General features: G+C 73.0%; 14 protein-coding genes. 6 read left to right on the top strand and 8 right to left on the bottom strand.

Features of this window, described 5'->3' with window-relative positions; translation table 11 throughout:
- Positions 1-94: 94 nt before the first annotated feature.
- The 4 genes from pstS to ACGH7X_RS18200 all read right to left on the bottom strand — a co-directional run bounded on the left by pstS (position 95) and on the right by ACGH7X_RS18200 (position 5,617).
- A complete protein-coding gene (gene pstS / locus ACGH7X_RS18215; protein WP_399886407.1) occupies positions 95-1,222 on the bottom strand; it encodes a phosphate ABC transporter substrate-binding protein PstS in 1,128 nt (375 codons plus the stop codon).
- A gap of 218 nt (positions 1,223-1,440) precedes the next feature.
- The gene (locus ACGH7X_RS18210) at positions 1,441-1,920 is read right to left on the bottom strand and encodes an NUDIX hydrolase (protein ID WP_399886405.1); all 480 of its coding nucleotides are present in this window, start codon (positions 1,918-1,920) and stop codon (positions 1,441-1,443) included.
- A 30-nt stretch (positions 1,921-1,950) separates the two neighbouring features.
- On the bottom strand, positions 1,951-3,087 hold the full coding sequence (locus ACGH7X_RS18205; RefSeq protein ID WP_399897135.1) for a CHAD domain-containing protein: 1,137 nt from the start codon (positions 3,085-3,087) through the stop codon (positions 1,951-1,953).
- A 289-nt stretch (positions 3,088-3,376) separates the two neighbouring features.
- On the bottom strand, positions 3,377-5,617 hold the full coding sequence (locus ACGH7X_RS18200) for an RNA degradosome polyphosphate kinase (protein ID WP_399886404.1): 2,241 nt from the start codon (positions 5,615-5,617) through the stop codon (positions 3,377-3,379).
- 258 nt (positions 5,618-5,875) lie between these two features.
- Here ACGH7X_RS18200 and ACGH7X_RS18195 point away from each other — a divergent pair, with 258 nt between their 5' ends.
- Genes ACGH7X_RS18195 through ACGH7X_RS18175 form a run of 5 tightly spaced genes read left to right on the top strand, consistent with a single transcriptional unit; the run spans position 5,876 to position 10,370 of the window.
- On the top strand, positions 5,876-6,418 hold the full coding sequence (locus tag ACGH7X_RS18195) for an RNA polymerase sigma factor (protein ID WP_356823254.1): 543 nt from the start codon (positions 5,876-5,878) through the stop codon (positions 6,416-6,418).
- Positions 6,415-7,278, top strand: coding sequence for a zf-HC2 domain-containing protein (locus ACGH7X_RS18190; RefSeq protein WP_399886403.1), 864 nt, complete (start codon positions 6,415-6,417; stop codon positions 7,276-7,278). The genes ACGH7X_RS18195 and ACGH7X_RS18190 overlap by 4 nt, the downstream gene beginning before the upstream one ends.
- Before the next feature lie 49 nt (positions 7,279-7,327).
- Positions 7,328-8,188 (top strand): ABC transporter ATP-binding protein, encoded by an 861-nt coding sequence (locus tag ACGH7X_RS18185; protein ID WP_399886402.1) that lies wholly within the window; start codon positions 7,328-7,330, stop codon positions 8,186-8,188.
- The gene (locus tag ACGH7X_RS18180; protein WP_399886401.1) at positions 8,185-9,708 is read left to right on the top strand and encodes an ABC transporter permease; all 1,524 of its coding nucleotides are present in this window, start codon (positions 8,185-8,187) and stop codon (positions 9,706-9,708) included. The genes ACGH7X_RS18185 and ACGH7X_RS18180 overlap by 4 nt, the downstream gene beginning before the upstream one ends.
- A complete protein-coding gene (locus tag ACGH7X_RS18175) occupies positions 9,696-10,370 on the top strand; it encodes an ABC transporter (RefSeq protein WP_399886400.1) in 675 nt (224 codons plus the stop codon). Before ACGH7X_RS18180 ends, ACGH7X_RS18175 begins: the two co-directional genes overlap by 13 nt.
- On the opposite strand, the gene mshD is transcribed toward ACGH7X_RS18175, so the two are convergent.
- The gene (mshD, locus tag ACGH7X_RS18170) at positions 10,330-11,259 is read right to left on the bottom strand and encodes a mycothiol synthase (RefSeq protein ID WP_399886399.1); all 930 of its coding nucleotides are present in this window, start codon (positions 11,257-11,259) and stop codon (positions 10,330-10,332) included. The genes ACGH7X_RS18175 and mshD overlap by 41 nt on opposite strands.
- A gap of 172 nt (positions 11,260-11,431) precedes the next feature.
- Between mshD and ACGH7X_RS18165 the strand changes: the two genes are divergently transcribed.
- Entirely contained in the window at positions 11,432-13,285 is a 1,854-nt protein-coding gene (locus tag ACGH7X_RS18165; protein WP_399886398.1) for a bifunctional metallophosphatase/5'-nucleotidase, read from the top strand.
- Between the two features lie 115 nt (positions 13,286-13,400).
- On the opposite strand, the gene ACGH7X_RS18160 is transcribed toward ACGH7X_RS18165, so the two are convergent.
- The 3 genes from ACGH7X_RS18160 to ACGH7X_RS18150 all read right to left on the bottom strand — a co-directional run bounded on the left by ACGH7X_RS18160 (position 13,401) and on the right by ACGH7X_RS18150 (position 16,709).
- Positions 13,401-14,825, bottom strand: coding sequence for a sensor histidine kinase (locus ACGH7X_RS18160; RefSeq protein WP_399886397.1), 1,425 nt, complete (start codon positions 14,823-14,825; stop codon positions 13,401-13,403).
- The gene (locus ACGH7X_RS18155) at positions 14,822-15,562 is read right to left on the bottom strand and encodes a response regulator transcription factor (RefSeq protein ID WP_399886396.1); all 741 of its coding nucleotides are present in this window, start codon (positions 15,560-15,562) and stop codon (positions 14,822-14,824) included. The genes ACGH7X_RS18160 and ACGH7X_RS18155 overlap by 4 nt, the downstream gene beginning before the upstream one ends.
- An 85-nt stretch (positions 15,563-15,647) precedes the next feature.
- Complete coding sequence (locus ACGH7X_RS18150; protein WP_399886395.1) at positions 15,648-16,709, bottom strand: S1C family serine protease; 1,062 nt, start codon at positions 16,707-16,709, stop codon at positions 15,648-15,650.
- Positions 16,710-16,740: the final 31 nt, after the last annotated feature.

The raw sequence follows: 16,740 nt of genomic DNA, 5'->3' as shown, positions 1-16,740 counted from the left end.
CGGCGGCTCGGGCGGAGCCCCGGTCGGGGGCCCCTGGCGGCGGTGCACCGGACGGTGCGGTCCGGCCCCGCGCGGGGGCCGGACCGCACTCGGGTCAGCTCAGGCCCGAGATGGTCTCGCGGACCTTGGTGATGATCTCGGTGGGCATCGGGGCGTAGCCGGCGTCCGCCAGCAGGCCCTGGCCGTCCTCCGAGGCGATGTAGTTCAGGAAGGACTTGGTGGCGGGCAGGGACTCCGCCTTGTTGCCCTTGTCGCAGGCGATCTCGTACGTCACGAGGACGATCGGGTAGGCGCCGTCGGCGTCCGGGGTGTAGTCCAGCTCCAGCGCGAGGTCCTTGCCGGTGCCGACGACCTTCGCCGCGCCGATGGCGGCGGTGGCGTTCTCGACGGTGGCCTTGACCGGCTCGGCGGCCGCGGTCTTGACGTCGACGGTGTTGATGCCGTCCTTGGCGTAGGACAGCTCGAAGTACGAGATGGCGCCGGGCGTCTGCTTCACCTGGCCGGCCAGACCGGAGGAGCCCTGCGCGGACTGGCCGCCCTTGGCCTCCCAGGACTTGCCGCCCTCGTACTTCCAGTCGCCGGGCGCGGCGGCCTTCAGGTACTTGGTGAAGTTGTCCGTGGTGCCGGACTCGTCCGAGCGGTGGAAGGCCTGGATCTTCAGGTCGGGAAGCTTGGCGTCGGGGTTGAGCTTCGCGATCGCCTCGTCGTTCCAGTTGGTGATCTTGCTGTCGAAGATCTTGGCGAGCGTCGGGGCGTCCAGGACGAGGGTGTCGACGCCCGTGACGTTGAAGCCGACCGCGATCGGGCCGCCGACCATCGGCAGGTCGATGGCCTGACCGTCGGTGCAGACCTTCTTCGAGGCCTCGATCTCCTCGGGCTTGAGCGCGGAGTCCGAACCGGCGAACGCGGTCTGGCCCTGCGTGAACGCGGTGATGCCCGCGCCGGAGCCGGTCGGGTTGTAGTTGATCTGCACGCCGTTGCACGCCGCGACGTACTGCTTGACCCAGGCGTCGATCGCGTTCTTCTGGGCGGAGGAGCCGGAGGCCTGGAGCTGGCCCTTGGCGTCCTCGCACTTGATGTTGCTGTTGGCGGCGGCGCTGGAGTCACCACCGCTGCTGTTGCCGCCGGTGTCGTCGGAGCCGCACGCCGTGAGGGCCAGGGCGCCGGAGACGGCGAGAGCACCGAGAGCGAGGGCCCGCCGGTTCATGCGCTGAAGCTTCACTGAGGGAGTTCCTTCCAGGAGCCGCCGTCCTGAATTCGGCGGCGTGCGAGGAGTGGCGTTGAAGACGAGCAGTACTGGGCGATACGGACGCGTTTTCGAGATGCGCCCCGTATCGGGTAAGGCCGAAATTAGGCAGAACAGGTGAAGCCGCCGAAGGGCGTAAATGAACGCGGGGTGAACCCCTGTGGACGGTGCGGTGAGGTCACGGAACGCTTACGTCAAGGACACGGAGTGGTTCCGGGCGGACGCGTCGCGAGCAGGGCGTCGACGAGGTCCCGGTCGCGCGGCTGGGTGAGGCGCGCGCGGGCCGCCGCCGGCGCCAGCCACAGGATGCGGTCGACCTCGTCGGACGGGGCGAAGGCGCCGGTGGTGGCCGCCGCCGCCCAGTAGCGGACCTCCTTGGGGCGGCCGTTCGCGAGATAGCGCACGGTGGGCAGCTCCGCGCCCGGCGCGGCCGCGTACCCCGTCTCCTCCGCGACCTCGCGCAGGGCGCCCGCGAGCGGGTCCTCGCCGGGCTTGAGCTTGCCCTTCGGATGCGACCAGTCGTCGTACTTCGGGCGGTGGACGAGGCAGAGCTCCAGCCCGGCGGGGACGGTGGCAGGAGTGGTGGCAGGGGCCGTGGCAGGAGCCGTGGCAGGGGCGGGGCGCCACAGGACGCAGCCGGCCGCGTGGACGGTGGTGTCGTCGGCGGGGCTCACGTCGCGCGCCTCCTGCGGGGCGGTGTTTTCCTACGGCAGCCTGATCGGCTCCTTGCGCCAGCTGTGCTGGAACGCGTACCTCGCCGCCTCCACCTCATGCCGCTGGTCGGCGTGGAGCACGCCCAGCGCGTACGCCGTCGCCGGGGCGATGCGCGGTGTGCGGGCGGCCTGGGCGGCGGCCGCAGCGGCCTCCGAGGCGTCGCGGTGCCGGTTCAGGGCCTCGCCGGCGGCCAGGAGGCGTACGTCCGCGCAGTCCCCGGCGCTTCCCTCGCTCCCCTCCCACCCCTCGCTTCCGTTACTTCTGCTGCTTTCGTCGATCCCGGCGTCCTCGAAGGCCAGCGCCTCGAGGGCGTAGCGGTGCAGGCGCAGCAGCAGGCGGACCTGGTGCCAGGGGGCGTCCTGGGGGTGCGGCGCCGGGTCGGGGGAGAGGCCGTGGACGAGCGCCTCGGCGTTGTACGGGTTTCCCGCGGTGACCAGGGGGAGGGCAGCCACGGCGTCGGTGAGGCGCTCCTGCGCGGCGGTGGCGAGGGGGCGCAGGTCGGCGGGCGTGGCTTCGGCGGCGGGGCTACGGCTCGTGTGGCCGGTGTGGCTCAGCGGGACTTCGCTGGCCAGTAAGGCGACCTTGTCCGCCACCGCGTGGAAGCGACTGCTGCCCAGTGCCTGGAGGGCCGTGGAGTGCGCCCGGGTGCGGGCCAGGGTCAGCTGACGGTCGAGCAGCGCGCCCGCCTTGGCCGCGCCCACGGTGAGGTTGCCGCGGTCCGCGGGCGCGGGGTGGGCGGTCGCGGGCAAGGGGGCCGGCACGGTCGCGGTGACGGCGGCCCGGCCCACCGGCCGCGGTGCCGGGAATGCCGACGAGCCGGACAGCCGGTGCAGGGCCTGGAGCAGGCGTTCCAGGCGGGACGCGTACGCGTGCTCCATCGCCAGCGTGCCCGACAGCCAGGCCAGCTCGGGGCGCATGCCCTCCGCCCAGTCGGCGTCCAGGAGCGGCTGGAAGGTGTGCAGGGTGCCGCTGATGCGACGGGCCGCGCGGCGCAGGGCGCGGGCCGCGTCCACGTGGTCCGCGGGCGGGGCCGCCACCCGGCCCGGTCCAGGCGCGCCGTTCGTGGCCGCCCCCGATTCCCGGTGCCGGCGCAGGGCGCGGAGGAACTCCGTGGCCTGGGCGCGCAGATAGTCCGCGAGTGCGTTCGTGTCCGCGTCGGCGTTTCGGCCTCGGTTGGCGCTTGGGCCCGGACCAGGATTGGTGCTTGGGGCCGGGGCGACGCTTGGGGCCGGGGCGACGCTTGGGCCCGGGTTGGTGCTTGGGCCCGGATTGGAGCCTGGGTCCGGGGCGGTGCTTGGGGCCGGATTGGCGCTCGGGCCCGGGTTGGTGGCCGGGCCCGGGGCGGTGCGGGGGCCGGGGTCCCGGTTCGCGCTCGCGGGTGCCGGCGGTCCGGCGGTCGCCGTGGGGTCCGTCGGATCAAGGTGTCGCTGTGCCACGCCGGCGCCTCCGGGCGTCTATGAGCATCTCCTGGATGTTGCGCAGGGGCTGGCCGTCCGCGTCGGTCGCGTGCCGGGTCCACTCGCCGTCCGGGCCGAGGTGCCAGGAGGCGGTGCCGTCGGACATGCCGTTCTCGAGGAGCCGGTTCAGGGCCGCCCGGTGGGCCGGGTCGGTGACCCGTACCAGGGCCTCTATCCGGCGGTCGAGGTTGCGGTGCATCATGTCGGCGCTGCCGAACCAGACCTCGGGCTCGCCGCCGTTGCCAAAGGCGAAGACCCGCGAGTGCTCGAGGAAGCGGCCGAGGACGGAACGGACCCGGATGTTCTCCGACAGGCCCGTCACGCCCGGGCGCAGCGCGCAGATGCCGCGCACCCACACGTCGACCGGGACGCCGGCCTGGGACGCGCGGTAGCAGGCGTCGACCACGGCCTCGTCGACCATCGAGTTGGCCTTGATGCGGATGTAGGCGGGGCGTCCCGCGCGGTGGTGCTGGATCTCCTTGTGGATCCTGGAGACCAGACCGTCGCGCAGCGACTTGGGCGCGACGAGGAGGCGGCGGTAGGTCTCGCGCCGGGAGTAGCCGGAGAGGCGGTTGAACAGGTCGGAGAGGTCCGCGCCGACCTGCGGGTCCGCGGTGAGCAGGCCCAGGTCCTCGTAGAGGCGGGCCGTCTTCGGGTGGTAGTTGCCGGTGCCGACGTGGCTGTAGCGGCGCAGCGTCTCGCCCTCCTGCCGTACGACGAGGGAGAGCTTGCAGTGGGTCTTCAGGCCGACCAGCCCGTAGACGACGTGGCAGCCGGCCTCCTCCAGCTTGCGGGCCCACTTGATGTTGGCGGACTCGTCGAAGCGGGCCTTGATCTCGACCAGGACGAGGACCTGCTTGCCGGCCTCGGCCGCCTCGATGAGCGCGTCGACTATGGGGGAGTCGCCGGACGTCCGGTACAGCGTCTGCTTGATCGCGAGGACGTCCGGGTCGGTGGCCGCCTGCTCCAGGAACGCCTGCACGGAGGTGGAGAAGGAGTCGTACGGGTGGTGCAGCAGGACGTCCTTGCCGCGCAGCGCGGCGAAGATGTCCGGCGCGGACGCGGACTCCACCTCGGCGAGGTCGCGGTGGGTGCCGGCGACGAACTTCGGGTACTTCAGCTCGGGCCGGTCGAGGCTGTGGATGCGGAAGAGGCCGGTGAGGTCCAGGGGGCCGGGGAGTGGGTACACCTCCGCCTCGCCGATCTTGAGCTCGCGCACCAGGAGGTCCAGGACCTCGCGGTCCACCGACTCCTCGACCTCCAGGCGGACGGGCGGTCCCAGGCGCCGCCGCATCAGCTCCTTCTCCAGGGCCTGGAGGAGGTTCTCCGCATCGTCCTCCTCCACCTCGAGGTCCTCGTTGCGGGTGAGGCGGAAGGTGTGGTGCTCCAGCACCTCCATGCCCGGGAACAGCTCCTCCAGGTGCGCGGCGATGACGTCCTCGATGGGGACGTAGCGGCCCGGGGACGCCTCCAGGAAACGGGAGAGCAGCGGGGGGACCTTGACGCGGGCGAAGTGGCGGTGGCCCGTGACGGGGTTGCGGACGACGACCGCGAGGTTCAGGGAGAGGCCCGAGATGTACGGGAAGGGGTGGGCCGGGTCGACCGCGAGGGGCGTGAGGACCGGGAAGATCTGGTGCCGGAAGAGGGTGAACAGGCGGGCCTGTTCCTTCTCGGCCAGTTCATTCCAGCGGACCAGGTGGATGCCTTCCTCGGCGAGGGCCGGGGCGACGTCCTCGTGGAAGCAGGCGGCGTGCCGGGCCATCAGCTCGCGTGAGCGGGCCCAGATCATGTCCAGCACCTCGCGGGGCTGGAGGCCCGAGGCGGAGCGGGTGGCGACACCGGTCGCGATGCGGCGCTTGAGACCGGCGACGCGGACCATGAAGAACTCGTCCAGGTTGCTGGCGAAGATCGCGAGGAAGTTGGCCCGCTCCAGGAGGGGCGTGTTCGGGTCCTCGGCCAGTTCGAGCACCCGTTCGTTGAAGGCGAGCCAGCTGCGCTCACGGTCCAGGAAGCGGCCCTGCGGGAGCCGGGCGCCGCCGGCCTGGGACTCCTCCGACTCCTCGTACGCGTCCAGGTCGGCGTCGATGTCCGGCTCCAGGTCGGAGACCGTGGCGGCCACGGTGTGCGAGCGGTGCGCGGCGATGGAGCCCACGGAGGGCTGCGTGTGCTGGACCTCTGCCTGGCTGTTCGGCTGCCTCATGAACCCATTCTTCCGCGCCGCGCGCCGGACAGGCGCGTCGGAGGGCACGGAAGGGTCTGGCTCGGTCGGCTTCATTCGGTGAGCGTCGCAAGGCTGTCTGAATCGATGGTTACGGGGACATGACGTGTGGGATAGCGGCGGGCTTCCGAAAGTCCCCGGCAAGGCCCCCGTGAGGTCCCGGCGAGGTCACCGCGAGGTCTCCTGCGAAGCCCCTGAGATCGTGTGAACCGATCGGCCGGGCTCGTGCGATGAGGAGATGTGAGCGAAACGAGAAGCGACGGGGAGCTGCTGCGGGCCGTCGCGGCCGATGCCGACCGGCGTGCCTTCGAGGAGCTGTACCGCCGGTACGCGCCCTGGCTGACCGCCCGCATGCGCGGCCGCTGCGCCGACGCGGCCGTGGTCGACGACGTCGTACAGGAGACGTTCCTCGCGGTGTGGCGCGGCAGCGCGCGCTACCGGGAGGAGGGCGACGTGGCCGGCTGGCTGTGGCGGATCGGGTCGCGGCGGCTGATCGACGTGCTGCGCGGCGAGGGCGCGCGCGGGCGGCTGCGGCAGGCGCTGGCGCGGTTGCGGCACCGGGACGAGGTCTCGGCGGAGGAGCGCGTGCTCGCCGGGGTCGAGCACGGCGACCTCGCAGGGGCGCTCGTGCGGCTCTCGCCGGAGCTTCGCGCGGTGCTCCAGGCCACCGTCGTGGACGGGCTGACCACCCGCGAGGCGGCCGTCCTGCTCGGCATTCCGCCGGGCACCGTCAAGACGCGGGCGATGCGCGCCCGCCGGCAGCTGCGGGAGGCGCTGGCATGAGTATCGAGGACAGCCGTCGCCGGGACACCTGGCACGTGGACGAGGACGACCTGCGGGCCTACGCCCGGGGAGAGCTGGCGGCGCCCGCGCTGTGGTCCGCCGACGCCCATCTGACCGCCTGCGCGGCGTGCCGCGGCGTTCTCGCCGAGGTGAGTGACGCCGCCGCCCTGGACACGGCCTGGGAACGGCTCGACGCCGAGCTGGACGCGCCCCGGCCGGGCCGGATCGAGGGGCTGCTGGTGCGGTGCGGCGTCGGTGACGGCACCGCGCGGCTGCTCACGGCCACCCCGATACTGCGTCGGTCCTGGTTCGGCGCGATCGCCGCGGTGCTGCTCATGACCTTCTTCGTGGCCTTCACGGCCGGTGCCGCGGACAAGCCAACCCTGTTCCTCGCCTTCGCCCCGCTGCTGCCGCTGGCCTCGGTGGCGCTCGCCTACGGGCCCGCGCTGGACCCCACGTACGAGATGGCCGTCGTCTCGCCGATGCACGGCTTCCGGCTGCTGATGATCCGTACGGTCGCCGTGCTCGTCGTGGCACTGGGGGTGGGCGCCGTGGCAGGCCTCGCGCTGCCCGGGTTCGGGCCCGCCGCCCTGGCCTGGCTGCTGCCCGGACTCGCTCTCACCGCGACCGCGCTCGCGCTGACACCCCGGCTGGGTCCGGTGATCGCGCCGTCCGTGCTCGTGTGCGTCTGGGCGGCCGTGCTGCTGGCCGCGGACGCCGCGCGCACGGCCGAGGACGGCCCGCTGGCGCCGTTCACCGCGGCCGGACAGGGCGTGTCCGGGCTCGTGGCCGTGCTGGGCGCCGGTCTGCTGTACGTGTTCCGCGACCGGTTCGACGTCCTCCCGCGCGGTGCCGCGTGAGTCCCGACTTCTTCCGCATCCGTTTCTTGTCCTTGCACGGGAGTGCCGTATGACCCCCACTGTTTCCGCGTCCGGGCTCAGCCTCCGCTACGGGCGCACCCGCGCCCTCGACGACGTGTCGCTGCGGCTGACCCCGGGCGTCACCGGGCTGCTCGGGCCCAACGGCGCCGGGAAGACCACGCTGCTGCGCGTGCTGGCCACCGCCGTGCCCGCCGACACGGGGGCCTTCACCGTGCTCGGGCACGATCCGGGGACCTCGCGCGGCCGGCAGGAGGTGCGGCGGCGGCTCGGGTATCTGCCGCAGACGCCCGGTTTCCATCCGGACTTCACCGCCTTCGAGTTCGTCGACTACGTCGCGATCCTCAAGGAGCTGTCGGACCGCCGGGACCGCCACCGTGAGGTGCGGCGGGTGCTGGAGGAGGTCGACCTCGGCGAGGTGCGCGGGCGCAGGATCAAGAAGTTGTCCGGGGGCATGCGGCAGCGGGTCGCGCTCGCGGCCGCGCTCGTGGGCGACCCGGGGTTTCTGGTGCTCGACGAGCCCACCGTCGGTCTCGACCCCGAGCAGCGGATGCGGTTCAGGGAGCTGATCGCCGGGGCGGGGGAAGGGCGGACCGTGCTGCTGTCCACCCACCAGACCGAGGACGTGGCGATGCTCTGCCACCGGGTGATCGTCATGGCGGCCGGGGCGGTGCGGTTCGACGGGGCCCCGGCCGAGCTGACCGCGCGGGCCGCCGGACGCGTGTGGAGCAGTCCGGAGAAGGACCCGGCCGCCAAGGCCGGATGGCGCACCGGGACCGGCTCCTTCCGGAACGTGGGCGACCCGCCCCCCGGGGCGGAGTTGGCCGACCCCACCCTGGAGGACGGCTACCTGCTGACCCTCGACGACGCCGGCGCGGAGGTGGCCGCGTGAGCGCCGTAGTGGTGGAGGAGGCCCCCTCCTCCGAGCGGACGCGGGCCCACGACGGCGGTGCGCGGGCCGTGCTCGCCCTGGCCCGGTTCGAGGCCCGCAGGCTGCTGCTGAGCATCCCCGTCGTCATCGCGTTCGCGGCGTACGTCGCCTGGATCGTGTGGCGTACGCGCGACTCCTGGGACGGCAATCCGGCCCTCCAGGACGTCGACCGCTCCACCCAGGGCATGCCGATGCTCGTCGGTCTCGCCGTCCTGCTGTACGCCAACATCGCCGTCGTGCGCTCCGAGCGGCACGGCACCGAGCACCACTTCTCGGTGCAGGTCATGCCGCCCTGGCGCCGTACGGCGGCCCACGCGCTGTCCGTCGTACCGGCCGCGCTGCTCACCGCGCTCTGCGTCGCCGGTCAGTTCACCTGGGAGGCGCTCAAGCCGGGGGCGATCGGGCACGGTTCGCCGGCCGAGCTGGCGGTGGGGCCGCTGACGGTGCTCGGGTTCGGGGCGCTCGGGGTGCTGCTCGGGCGGCTGCTGCGGTCGGCGCTCGGCGCGCCGTTGCTGGTGGTCGTGCTGCTGTTCGCCTTCGTTCTCGGTACCGCTCCGGGTGACGGGAGCGGGCTGTCCTGGTTGGCACCGGTCGTCTCCGAGGTCGGTTCCGACACCCTGCCCTCCGAGCTGCTGGGACGGCCCGCCGCCTGGCACGCCCTGTATTTGGCGGGCGCGGCCCTGTGCGCGGCCTTCCTCGCGGTGGCCGTCGCCGGCGGGCGGAGCCTTGCCGTGCGGGCGGGCCTCGTCCTTGGCCTCGCGCTGGCGGTGACGGGCGGGGTCCTCCAGGCCGGGGGCGCCGCCCCGTCGCCGGAGCTGACCGCGGCCCGCGAGCGCGCCTCGGTGCGCCCCGACCTGACCTGCGCCGATCGCGGCGGGTCGAGGTACTGCGCCTTCCCCGAGTGGGGGCCCCGCGTCGGTGCCTGGGCCGGTGTCGTGGACCGGGTCCAGTCCCTCGCGGGCGGCCCCGCGCACGACCGGAAGCTCGTCGTCCGGCAGCGGATCGACGCCCGGTACGGGCTGGAGAGCGACCCCGCGATCCCCGCGCTGACCGACGCCCACCAGGTGACCGTGGGCACCGCCTGGGGCGGCAACCGGGTCCCCGAGTTCTCCAGTGCCGTCGCCGCCGTCCTCGTCGCGGGCACCGAGCAGGCGGCGAGCGAGTTGTGCGACGGGCGGATGGTCACCGTCATGTGGCTCTCCCTGAGCTGGCAGGACGACCCGATGAACGCCCTGCGCCGGGTCCGCCTCGACGACAGCGTGACGGGGTCGGCGATCGTCCTGTCACCCGCCGACCCGCTGTCCATGACCGAGGGCCAGACGGACGTCGTACGGCGCCTGCTGGAGAAGCCGCCCGCCGGGATCGGGGAGCGGGTGAAGGCGCACTGGGCCGAACTGAGCAAGCCGGGCGTCACGACCGCCCGCGCCGCCGAACTGCTGGGCGTGGCCGGGCCGGAGAAGGCGGACTCGTGCGAGGACTGACGACGGACCTGATCGGACCGCTGTGGCGCACGCTGCCGTGGCGGGCCCTGGCCGCGGCCGGGACCCTCGGCCTGCTCATCGCCGGTACACCGGTCCTCACCGGCGCCGAACCGGCCCCCTGGCAGACGCTGTTGCTGCTGCGGGGCGTCGCCCTGATCGGCGCGCTCGGCCTGGCCTTCCTGCTGGACGACCCGGCCCGCCACCTCACCGCAGCCGTCCCGACCCACCGGCCCGTCAGACAGGCCCTGCGCGTGGCCCTGGTCGCGCCGCTCGCCGCGCTGTGGTGGACGGCCGCACTGCTCCTCGTGCCCTCGGCGTCCCGTCCCCCGGCCGGCGACGTCACGCTGGAGGCGGCGGCGGTGGGCGTACTGGCGCTCGCCGGGGCGGCCCTGGTGGTGCGGCTGACGGAGGAGGCGCGTCCGGGGCCGTTCGTCGCGGCGTTCCTGCTGCTCGCGGCCGTCCTCGCGCCACTGCTCGCGCCGGGGGACTGGGCGCTGTTCGGGCAGCCCGACGACCCGCGCTGGCCCGCCGCGCACGACCGTTGGGCGGTGCTGCTGGTGGCGGCGACCGCGGTGGGGGCGCTGTGCGGGCCGGAGCCGTTGGGGCGCGGGGGCCGGAGGATCAGGTCTCCGTGCGGTACATCAGGTCCGTCTCGTGGGTGACGAATCCGAGGCGCTCGTAGACGGACACCGCCGCCTTGTTGTCGGCGTCGACGTACAGCATCGCGGTGGGCAGTCCCCGCCCCTCCAGGTGCCGCAGGCCGATGGTGGTCAGGGCCTTGCCGAGGCCGCCGCCCTGGGTGTCGGGGCGGATGCCGAGGACGTACACCTCACCGAGGCGCTCCTCCGCGTGCTCCTTGGTCCAGTGGAAGCCGATCAGCTCGCCGTCGCGCTCGGCGAGGAAGAACCCCGCGGGGTCGAACCACGGCTCGGCCTTGCGGTCGTCGAGGTCGCGCTGGGTGAGCGAGCCCTGCTCGGGGTGGTGGGCGAAGGCGGCCGCGTTCACGGCGAGCCAGGCCGCGTCGTCCTGCCCGGGCACGAAGGTGCGCACGCTCACTCCCTCGGGCAGCCGCGGGTCCGGCAGGTCGAGGCCGGCCAACGGGCGCCGCAGCTGCCGCAGTTCGCGGAAGAGGGCAAGACCGAGCACCTGCGCGAGGTGCCGGGCGGCGGAGTGGCCGCCGTGTGCCCAGACCCGCAGCCGTTTGCCGGTGGCGGCGAGCAGCGCGGCGCCCAGGGCCCGTCCGTGGCCCTGGCCCCGGTGCGAGGGGTGGACGACCAGTTCGGCGGCCGGGGGCTCGACCGGGTCGGTGCCCTCCAGCTGGGCGTAGCCGACGAGTTCACCGCCGTCGAGGGTGAGCAGGAGATGCGCGACGCCCTCCCGCGCGGGGCCGCGCAGTTGCAGCCGGCCCTGCTCGGACACGGCGTGCTGCCCGTCGTTCCGGGCCGCCTCGGTGAGCAGGGCGAGGACGGCGTCGGTCTGCTCGGGGGTGAGTTCGGCGAGGGTCTCGATCGAGCGGGGGCGGCCGGGCCGCACGGTGTCGTCGCTGGTCATGCGTACGAGGGTAAGGGGCGGGTGAGGCAAAGCGGCGGCAGTGGACGAGGAGGAAGTTAAACCAGGCTGTAACCCGGAAGCCCCTGTCGCGCTACGCGCGTTGACTCTAGGCTCATGCGCCGACGAGCCGTCTCCTCAGCGGCTCGCGTCACGCACACCCACAGGGGGGCGCATGCCAGCCACAGCACAGTCGCACCAGTCGCGCCGCAGACGCCGTACGCACCGTCTCCTCGTCGCCGCCGCCACGGTCGTCACCGCGGGTGCGCTCGCCGCGGCGGCGCTGCCGGCGTCGGCGAGCGCGGGCGGAGGCAACCGGGACCACGGACAGGGACACGGACAGGGCCATGGGCACGGCCATGGGCATGGCCACGGCCGCTACCAGGACGTCCAGCTCCTCTCCTTCAACGACCTGCACGGCAACCTGGAACCGCCGGCGGGCTCCTCCGGCCGGGTCACCGAGGCGCAGCCGGACGGCACGACGAAGACGATCGACGCGGGCGGCGTGGAGTACCTCGCCACCCACCTGCGCGAGGCCCGCAAGGGCAACCGCTACTCGATCACCGCGGCCGGCGGCGACATGGTCGGCGCGTCCCCGCTCCTGTCCGGCCTCTTCCACGACGAGCCGACCGTCGAGGCGCTGAACAAGCTCGACCTGGACGTCACGAGCGTCGGCAACCACGAGTTCGACGAGGGAGCCAAGGAACTGGCCCGCCTCCAGAACGGCGGCTGCCACCCCACCGAGGGCTGCTACGGCGACCAGAAGTTCGAGGGCGCCGACTTCCCCTACCTCGCGGCGAACGTCCTGGACGAGAAGACGAGGAAGCCCCTCCTCAAGCCCTACTGGGTGTGGAAGCACAAGGGCGTCAAGGTCGGCTTCATCGGCGTGACCCTGGAGGGCACCCCTGACATCGTCTCGGCGGAGGGCGTCAAGGGCCTGAAGTTCAAGGACGAGGTCGAGACGATCAACAAGTACGCCAAGGAGCTGCAGCGCCAGGGCGTGAAATCCGTCGTCGCGCTCATCCACGAGGGCGGCTTCCCCGCCTCGTCCTCCTACAACTACGACTGCGACTCGCCGGGCGCGGGCGACGGCGTCTCCGGCCCGATCGTCGACATCGCCAAGAACATCACGCCGCAGGTCGACGCGCTGGTCACCGGCCACACCCACAACGCGTACGTCTGCACGATCCCCGACCCGGCGGGCAACCCCCGCATGGTCACCTCGGCCTCGTCCTTCGGCCGCCTGTACACGGACACGACGCTGACGTACGACCGTCGCACGGGTGACATCGCCCGTACGTCGGTGAAGTCGGCGAACCACGTGGTCACGCGGGACGTCCCGAAGGCGCCCGACATGACCCGGCTGATCGACAAGTGGAGCACCCTGGCCGCCCCGATCGGCAACCGCGCCATCGGCTACGTCTCCGGCGACATCGACCGCGACGGCACCGAGTCCCCGCTCGGCGACCTCATCGCCGACGCGCAGCTCGCGTACGGCAGGACCCAGGACCCGGAGACCGACCTGGCCCTGATGAACCCGGGCGGCATCCGCGCCCCGCTGACCTACACGGCCTCGGGCGCCGAGGGCGACGGTGTGGTGACCTACGCCGAGGGCTTCACGGTCCAGCCCTTCGCCAACACGGTGAACCTCAAGGACTACACGGGCGCCCAGCTGATCCAGGTCCTCAAGGAACAGGTGAGCGGCCCGAACGAGGCGGCCCCGAAGATCCTCCAGGTCTCCTCCGGCCTCACCTACACCCTGGACCTGACCAAGTCGGGCGCGGACCGCGTCGTCACGGACTCCGTCCGTCTGGGCGGCGCCCCCGTCGACCCGTCCGCCACCTACCGCGTCGCGTCCAACAGCTTCCTCGCGGGCGGCGGCGACGGCTTCACCACCCTGGGCGAGGGCGCGAACGAACTCGTCGGCACGGACGACCTGACGGCCCTGGAGCAGTACCTGACCGCCAACTCCTCGGCGACCGACCCGATCACCCCGCCGGCGGCCGACCGGATCACGGTCGTGCAGTAGGCGACACCGGCTCCGGGAGACGGGAAGCCAGGAAGGGGCCCGGCACATCCGACGGCCACGAGACCACGGATGCGCCGGGCCCCTTCTTCGTCACGGCAAGGACGGCAGGCAGGCCCTACGGCACCTCGGGCGGCGGCGTCGGCGCCCCCGGCAGCCGTACCGTCGCCGTCGTGCCGACCCCGTCCGCCGCCGGAGTGAGACTCACCTCGCCGCCCGCCTGCTGCACCGTCCGGGCCACGATCGACAGGCCGAGGCCCGAGCCGGGCAGGGCGCGGGCGCTCGGGGAGCGCCAGAAGCGGTCGAAGACGTGGGGGAGTTCGTCGGCGGGGATGCCGGGTCCGTGGTCGCGGACGGTGAGGACGCCGTCGGCCAGGCGTACGTCGACGGTGCCGGACTCGGGGCTGAACTTCACCGCGTTGTCCAGGATGTTGACGACCGCGCGTTCCAGAGCGGCCGGTTCCGCCCGTACGTACCAGGGCTGTACGTCGGCCGTGACCGTCAGCTCCGGGCCGCGCAGGCGGGCGCGGCGCAGGGCCGACTCGACGACGTCGTGCCAGGCGAGGATGCGGGTGCGGCCCTCGTGCTGGCCGGTGTCGGGGCGGGAGAGTTCCTGGAGGTCGCCGATCAGGGCGGCCAGTTCCGTCATCTGCGCCTTCACCGAGGCGAGCAGCGCCTTGCGGTCCGCCTCCGGGATGGGGCGGCCGGTCTCCTCGCTGCGGGTGAGGAGTTCGATGTTGGTGCGCAGGGAGGTGAGGGGGGTGCGCAGTTCGTGGCCGGCGTCGGCGATGAGCTGCTGCTGGAGGTCGCGGGAGCTGGCCAGGGACGAGGTCATGCTGTTGAAGGAGCGGGAGAGGCGGGCGATCTCGTCGTCGCCGTCGTCCTCGACGGGGATGCGGACGGTGAGGTCCTCGGTGCGGGCCACGTGCTCCACCGCCCGGGTCAGTTCGTCGACGGGGCGCAGCGCCGTCCGGGCCACCCAGAGCCCGGCGGCACCCGCGCCCACGACCCCGGCGCCCGCGACGAAGACGAGCACCAGCGCGAGGTTGCTGAGTGAGCTGTTCACCTCGCTCAGCGGGCGCGCGGCGGAGACCGCCACGTCCGACAGGCCGGGCACGGTGTAGGTGAAGACGCGGTACTGGGTGCCGTCGGAACCCGTCGCGTCGTGCAGCGCGTTGGAGGAGGTGCCCTCGGCCACGGCGTGGTCGGCGTCGGTGAGCGGGACCTCCTCCGTGCCGATGATGAGGCAGCTGCCGCCCTGCCGGTCCACGAGCTGCACGGACGAGCCGTAGGGGTTCTGTTCGTGCGTGACGGGGTCGTGGGCGCACAGGCCGGTGCGCAGGTTGACGTACTGGCTCACCTGCGTCCTGTCCATGCGGTTCGCCTTCAGCGCCTCGTCCAGCGAACTCACCAGCACGCTCTTCACCACGAACCAGCACGCCAGCGCCGCCGCCGCCACCGCGAACGCCACCGCCGCCGCCACCAGCAGCGACAGCCGCGCCCTGATGGGCAGGGCCCGGACGCGGCGGGCGAGGCCTCTCACTCCGCGCCGCCCTGCCGCAGGACGTAGCCGACGCCGCGGACGGTGTGGACGAGGCGCGGTTCGCCGCCCGCCTCGGTCTTGCGGCGCAGGTACATGACGTACACGTCGAGGGAGTTCGACGACGGCTCGAAGTCGAAGCCCCAGACCGCCTTGAGGATCTGCTCCCGGGTGAGGACCTGGCGCGGGTGGGCCATGAACATCTCGAGGAGGGTGAACTCCGTGCGGGTCAGCTCCACCGGCCGCCCGCCCCGCCGGACCTCCCGCGTCGCCAGGTCCATGGACAGGTCGGCGAAGGACAGCACGTCGTCGTCCTGGGCGGCGGCCAGGGCGGCCGGCGCGTAGGAGCTGCGGCGCAGCAGCGCGCGGATGCGGGCGAACAGCTCGTCCAGCTCGAAGGGCTTGACCAGGTAGTCGTCGGCGCCGGCGTCCAGGCCGGTCACCCGGTCGCCGACCGTGTCGCGGGCCGTCAGCATCAGGATCGGGGTCAGGTCGCCCGCGCCGCGGATCCGGCGGGCGGCGGTGAGGCCGTCCATGCGGGGCATCTGGATGTCGAGGACCACGAGGTCGGGCCGGTACGCCGCCGCCTTCTCCAGCGCGTCGGCGCCGTCGACCGCGACCTCGGTGTCGTATCCCTCGAAGGCGAGGCTGCGCTGGAGTGCCTCACGGACCGCCGGCTCGTCGTCGACGATCAGGATGCGCTGGACGTCACGGTCGCGGTCGCCGTCTGCGGGGCTCATGGGCTCGGGATCCTCGGATGCGGTGGGTGGGTGTGCGGGGGTACGGGCTGCCAACGCCTTCAGCGTCGCACGTTCTCGTGCCCCGTCAGCTGTTGGCACCCGCGCGCAGGTCGGGCAGGTCGGCCTTGACGGTGTTGATCGGGATGGCGAAGCCGAGACCGACGCTGCCCGCGCTCGCGGAGGACTCGGTCGAGGAGTACATCGCGGAGTTGATGCCGACGATGTTGCCGTTCATGTCGATCAGCGCACCGCCGGAGTTGCCCGGGTTGAGCGAGGCGTCGGTCTGGATCGCCTTGTACGTCGTCGTGGACGAGCCGGTGTCGCCGTTGAACTCCTGGCCGCCGAACTCGAACGGCCAGCCACCGCCACCGCCCTGCCCCTGCTGCTGTTGCTGCTGCTGTCCCTCGTCCGTCGAGACGGTCACGTCGCGGTCGAGGGCCGAGACGATGCCGCTGGTCACGGTGCCGGTCAAGCCCTCCGGGGAGCCGATCGCCACGACCTGGTCGCCGACCCCGAGGCCGTCGGAGTCGCCGAGAGTCGCGGTCTTGAGGCCGGAGGCGTTCTCCAGCTTGATCAGCGCGAGGTCCTTCTTGCTGTCGGTGCCGACGACCTGGGCGGTGTACTGCTTGCCGTCGCTGGTGCGCACCTTGACGGACGAGGCGCCGGACACGACGTGGTTGTTGGTGATGATCTCGCCGTCGTCGGTGATGATCACACCGGAACCGGTGGAGGAGCCGGCGTTCGAGGTGGCGCTGATCTCGACGATGCTCGGGCTGACCGCCGTCGCGACCCCGGAGACCGTGCCCTTCTGGCTGGAGGGCACCACGTTGGTGCTGGTGGAGCCGGCGGCGACGGTGTCGCTGCCGGTCAGCTCCTGGATGCCGTACGCCGTGCCGCCGCCGACGGCCGCCGCGACGATCGCCACGGCCACGAGCAGGGCGGCGGGGCCGCGCCGTGCCGTGCGCCTGCGGTGCGGAGGCTCGGGCTGCTCGGGCTGCTCGGGCTGCACGGGCTGCGTGGGGTCCGCGGGCGGCTGCGCCGGCGGGGGCGGCCACTCGGGGTTGACGGGAGAGGAGGCGTGCTGGTGGGTTCCCTGGTACGGGTTCGCGTGCTCGTACTCGCCGCTGTGGCGGAGGCTCTCGGTCATGTCCATGAGCCTCCCGCCCCCGTATGAGAGC

Source organism: Streptomyces sp. BBFR51, from assembly GCF_044591655.1.
Lineage (GTDB): Bacteria > Actinomycetota > Actinomycetes > Streptomycetales > Streptomycetaceae > Streptomyces.
This window is presented reverse-complemented; position numbering and strand designations above follow the sequence as displayed.

Excerpts from the sequence above, each read along its gene's own strand:
- ACGH7X_RS18200 (WP_399886404.1), bottom strand. The coding sequence starts at position 5,617 with ATGAGGCAGCCGAACAGCCAGGCAGAGGTCCAGCACACGCAGCCCTCC.
- ACGH7X_RS18190 (WP_399886403.1), top strand. The coding sequence starts at position 6,415 with ATGAGTATCGAGGACAGCCGTCGCCGGGACACCTGGCACGTGGACGAG.
- ACGH7X_RS18185 (WP_399886402.1), top strand. The coding sequence starts at position 7,328 with ATGACCCCCACTGTTTCCGCGTCCGGGCTCAGCCTCCGCTACGGGCGC.
- mshD (WP_399886399.1), bottom strand. The coding sequence starts at position 11,259 with ATGACCAGCGACGACACCGTGCGGCCCGGCCGCCCCCGCTCGATCGAG.
- ACGH7X_RS18165 (WP_399886398.1), top strand. The coding sequence starts at position 11,432 with ATGCCAGCCACAGCACAGTCGCACCAGTCGCGCCGCAGACGCCGTACG.
- ACGH7X_RS18155 (WP_399886396.1), bottom strand. The coding sequence starts at position 15,562 with ATGAGCCCCGCAGACGGCGACCGCGACCGTGACGTCCAGCGCATCCTG.
- ACGH7X_RS18150 (WP_399886395.1), bottom strand. The coding sequence starts at position 16,709 with ATGACCGAGAGCCTCCGCCACAGCGGCGAGTACGAGCACGCGAACCCG.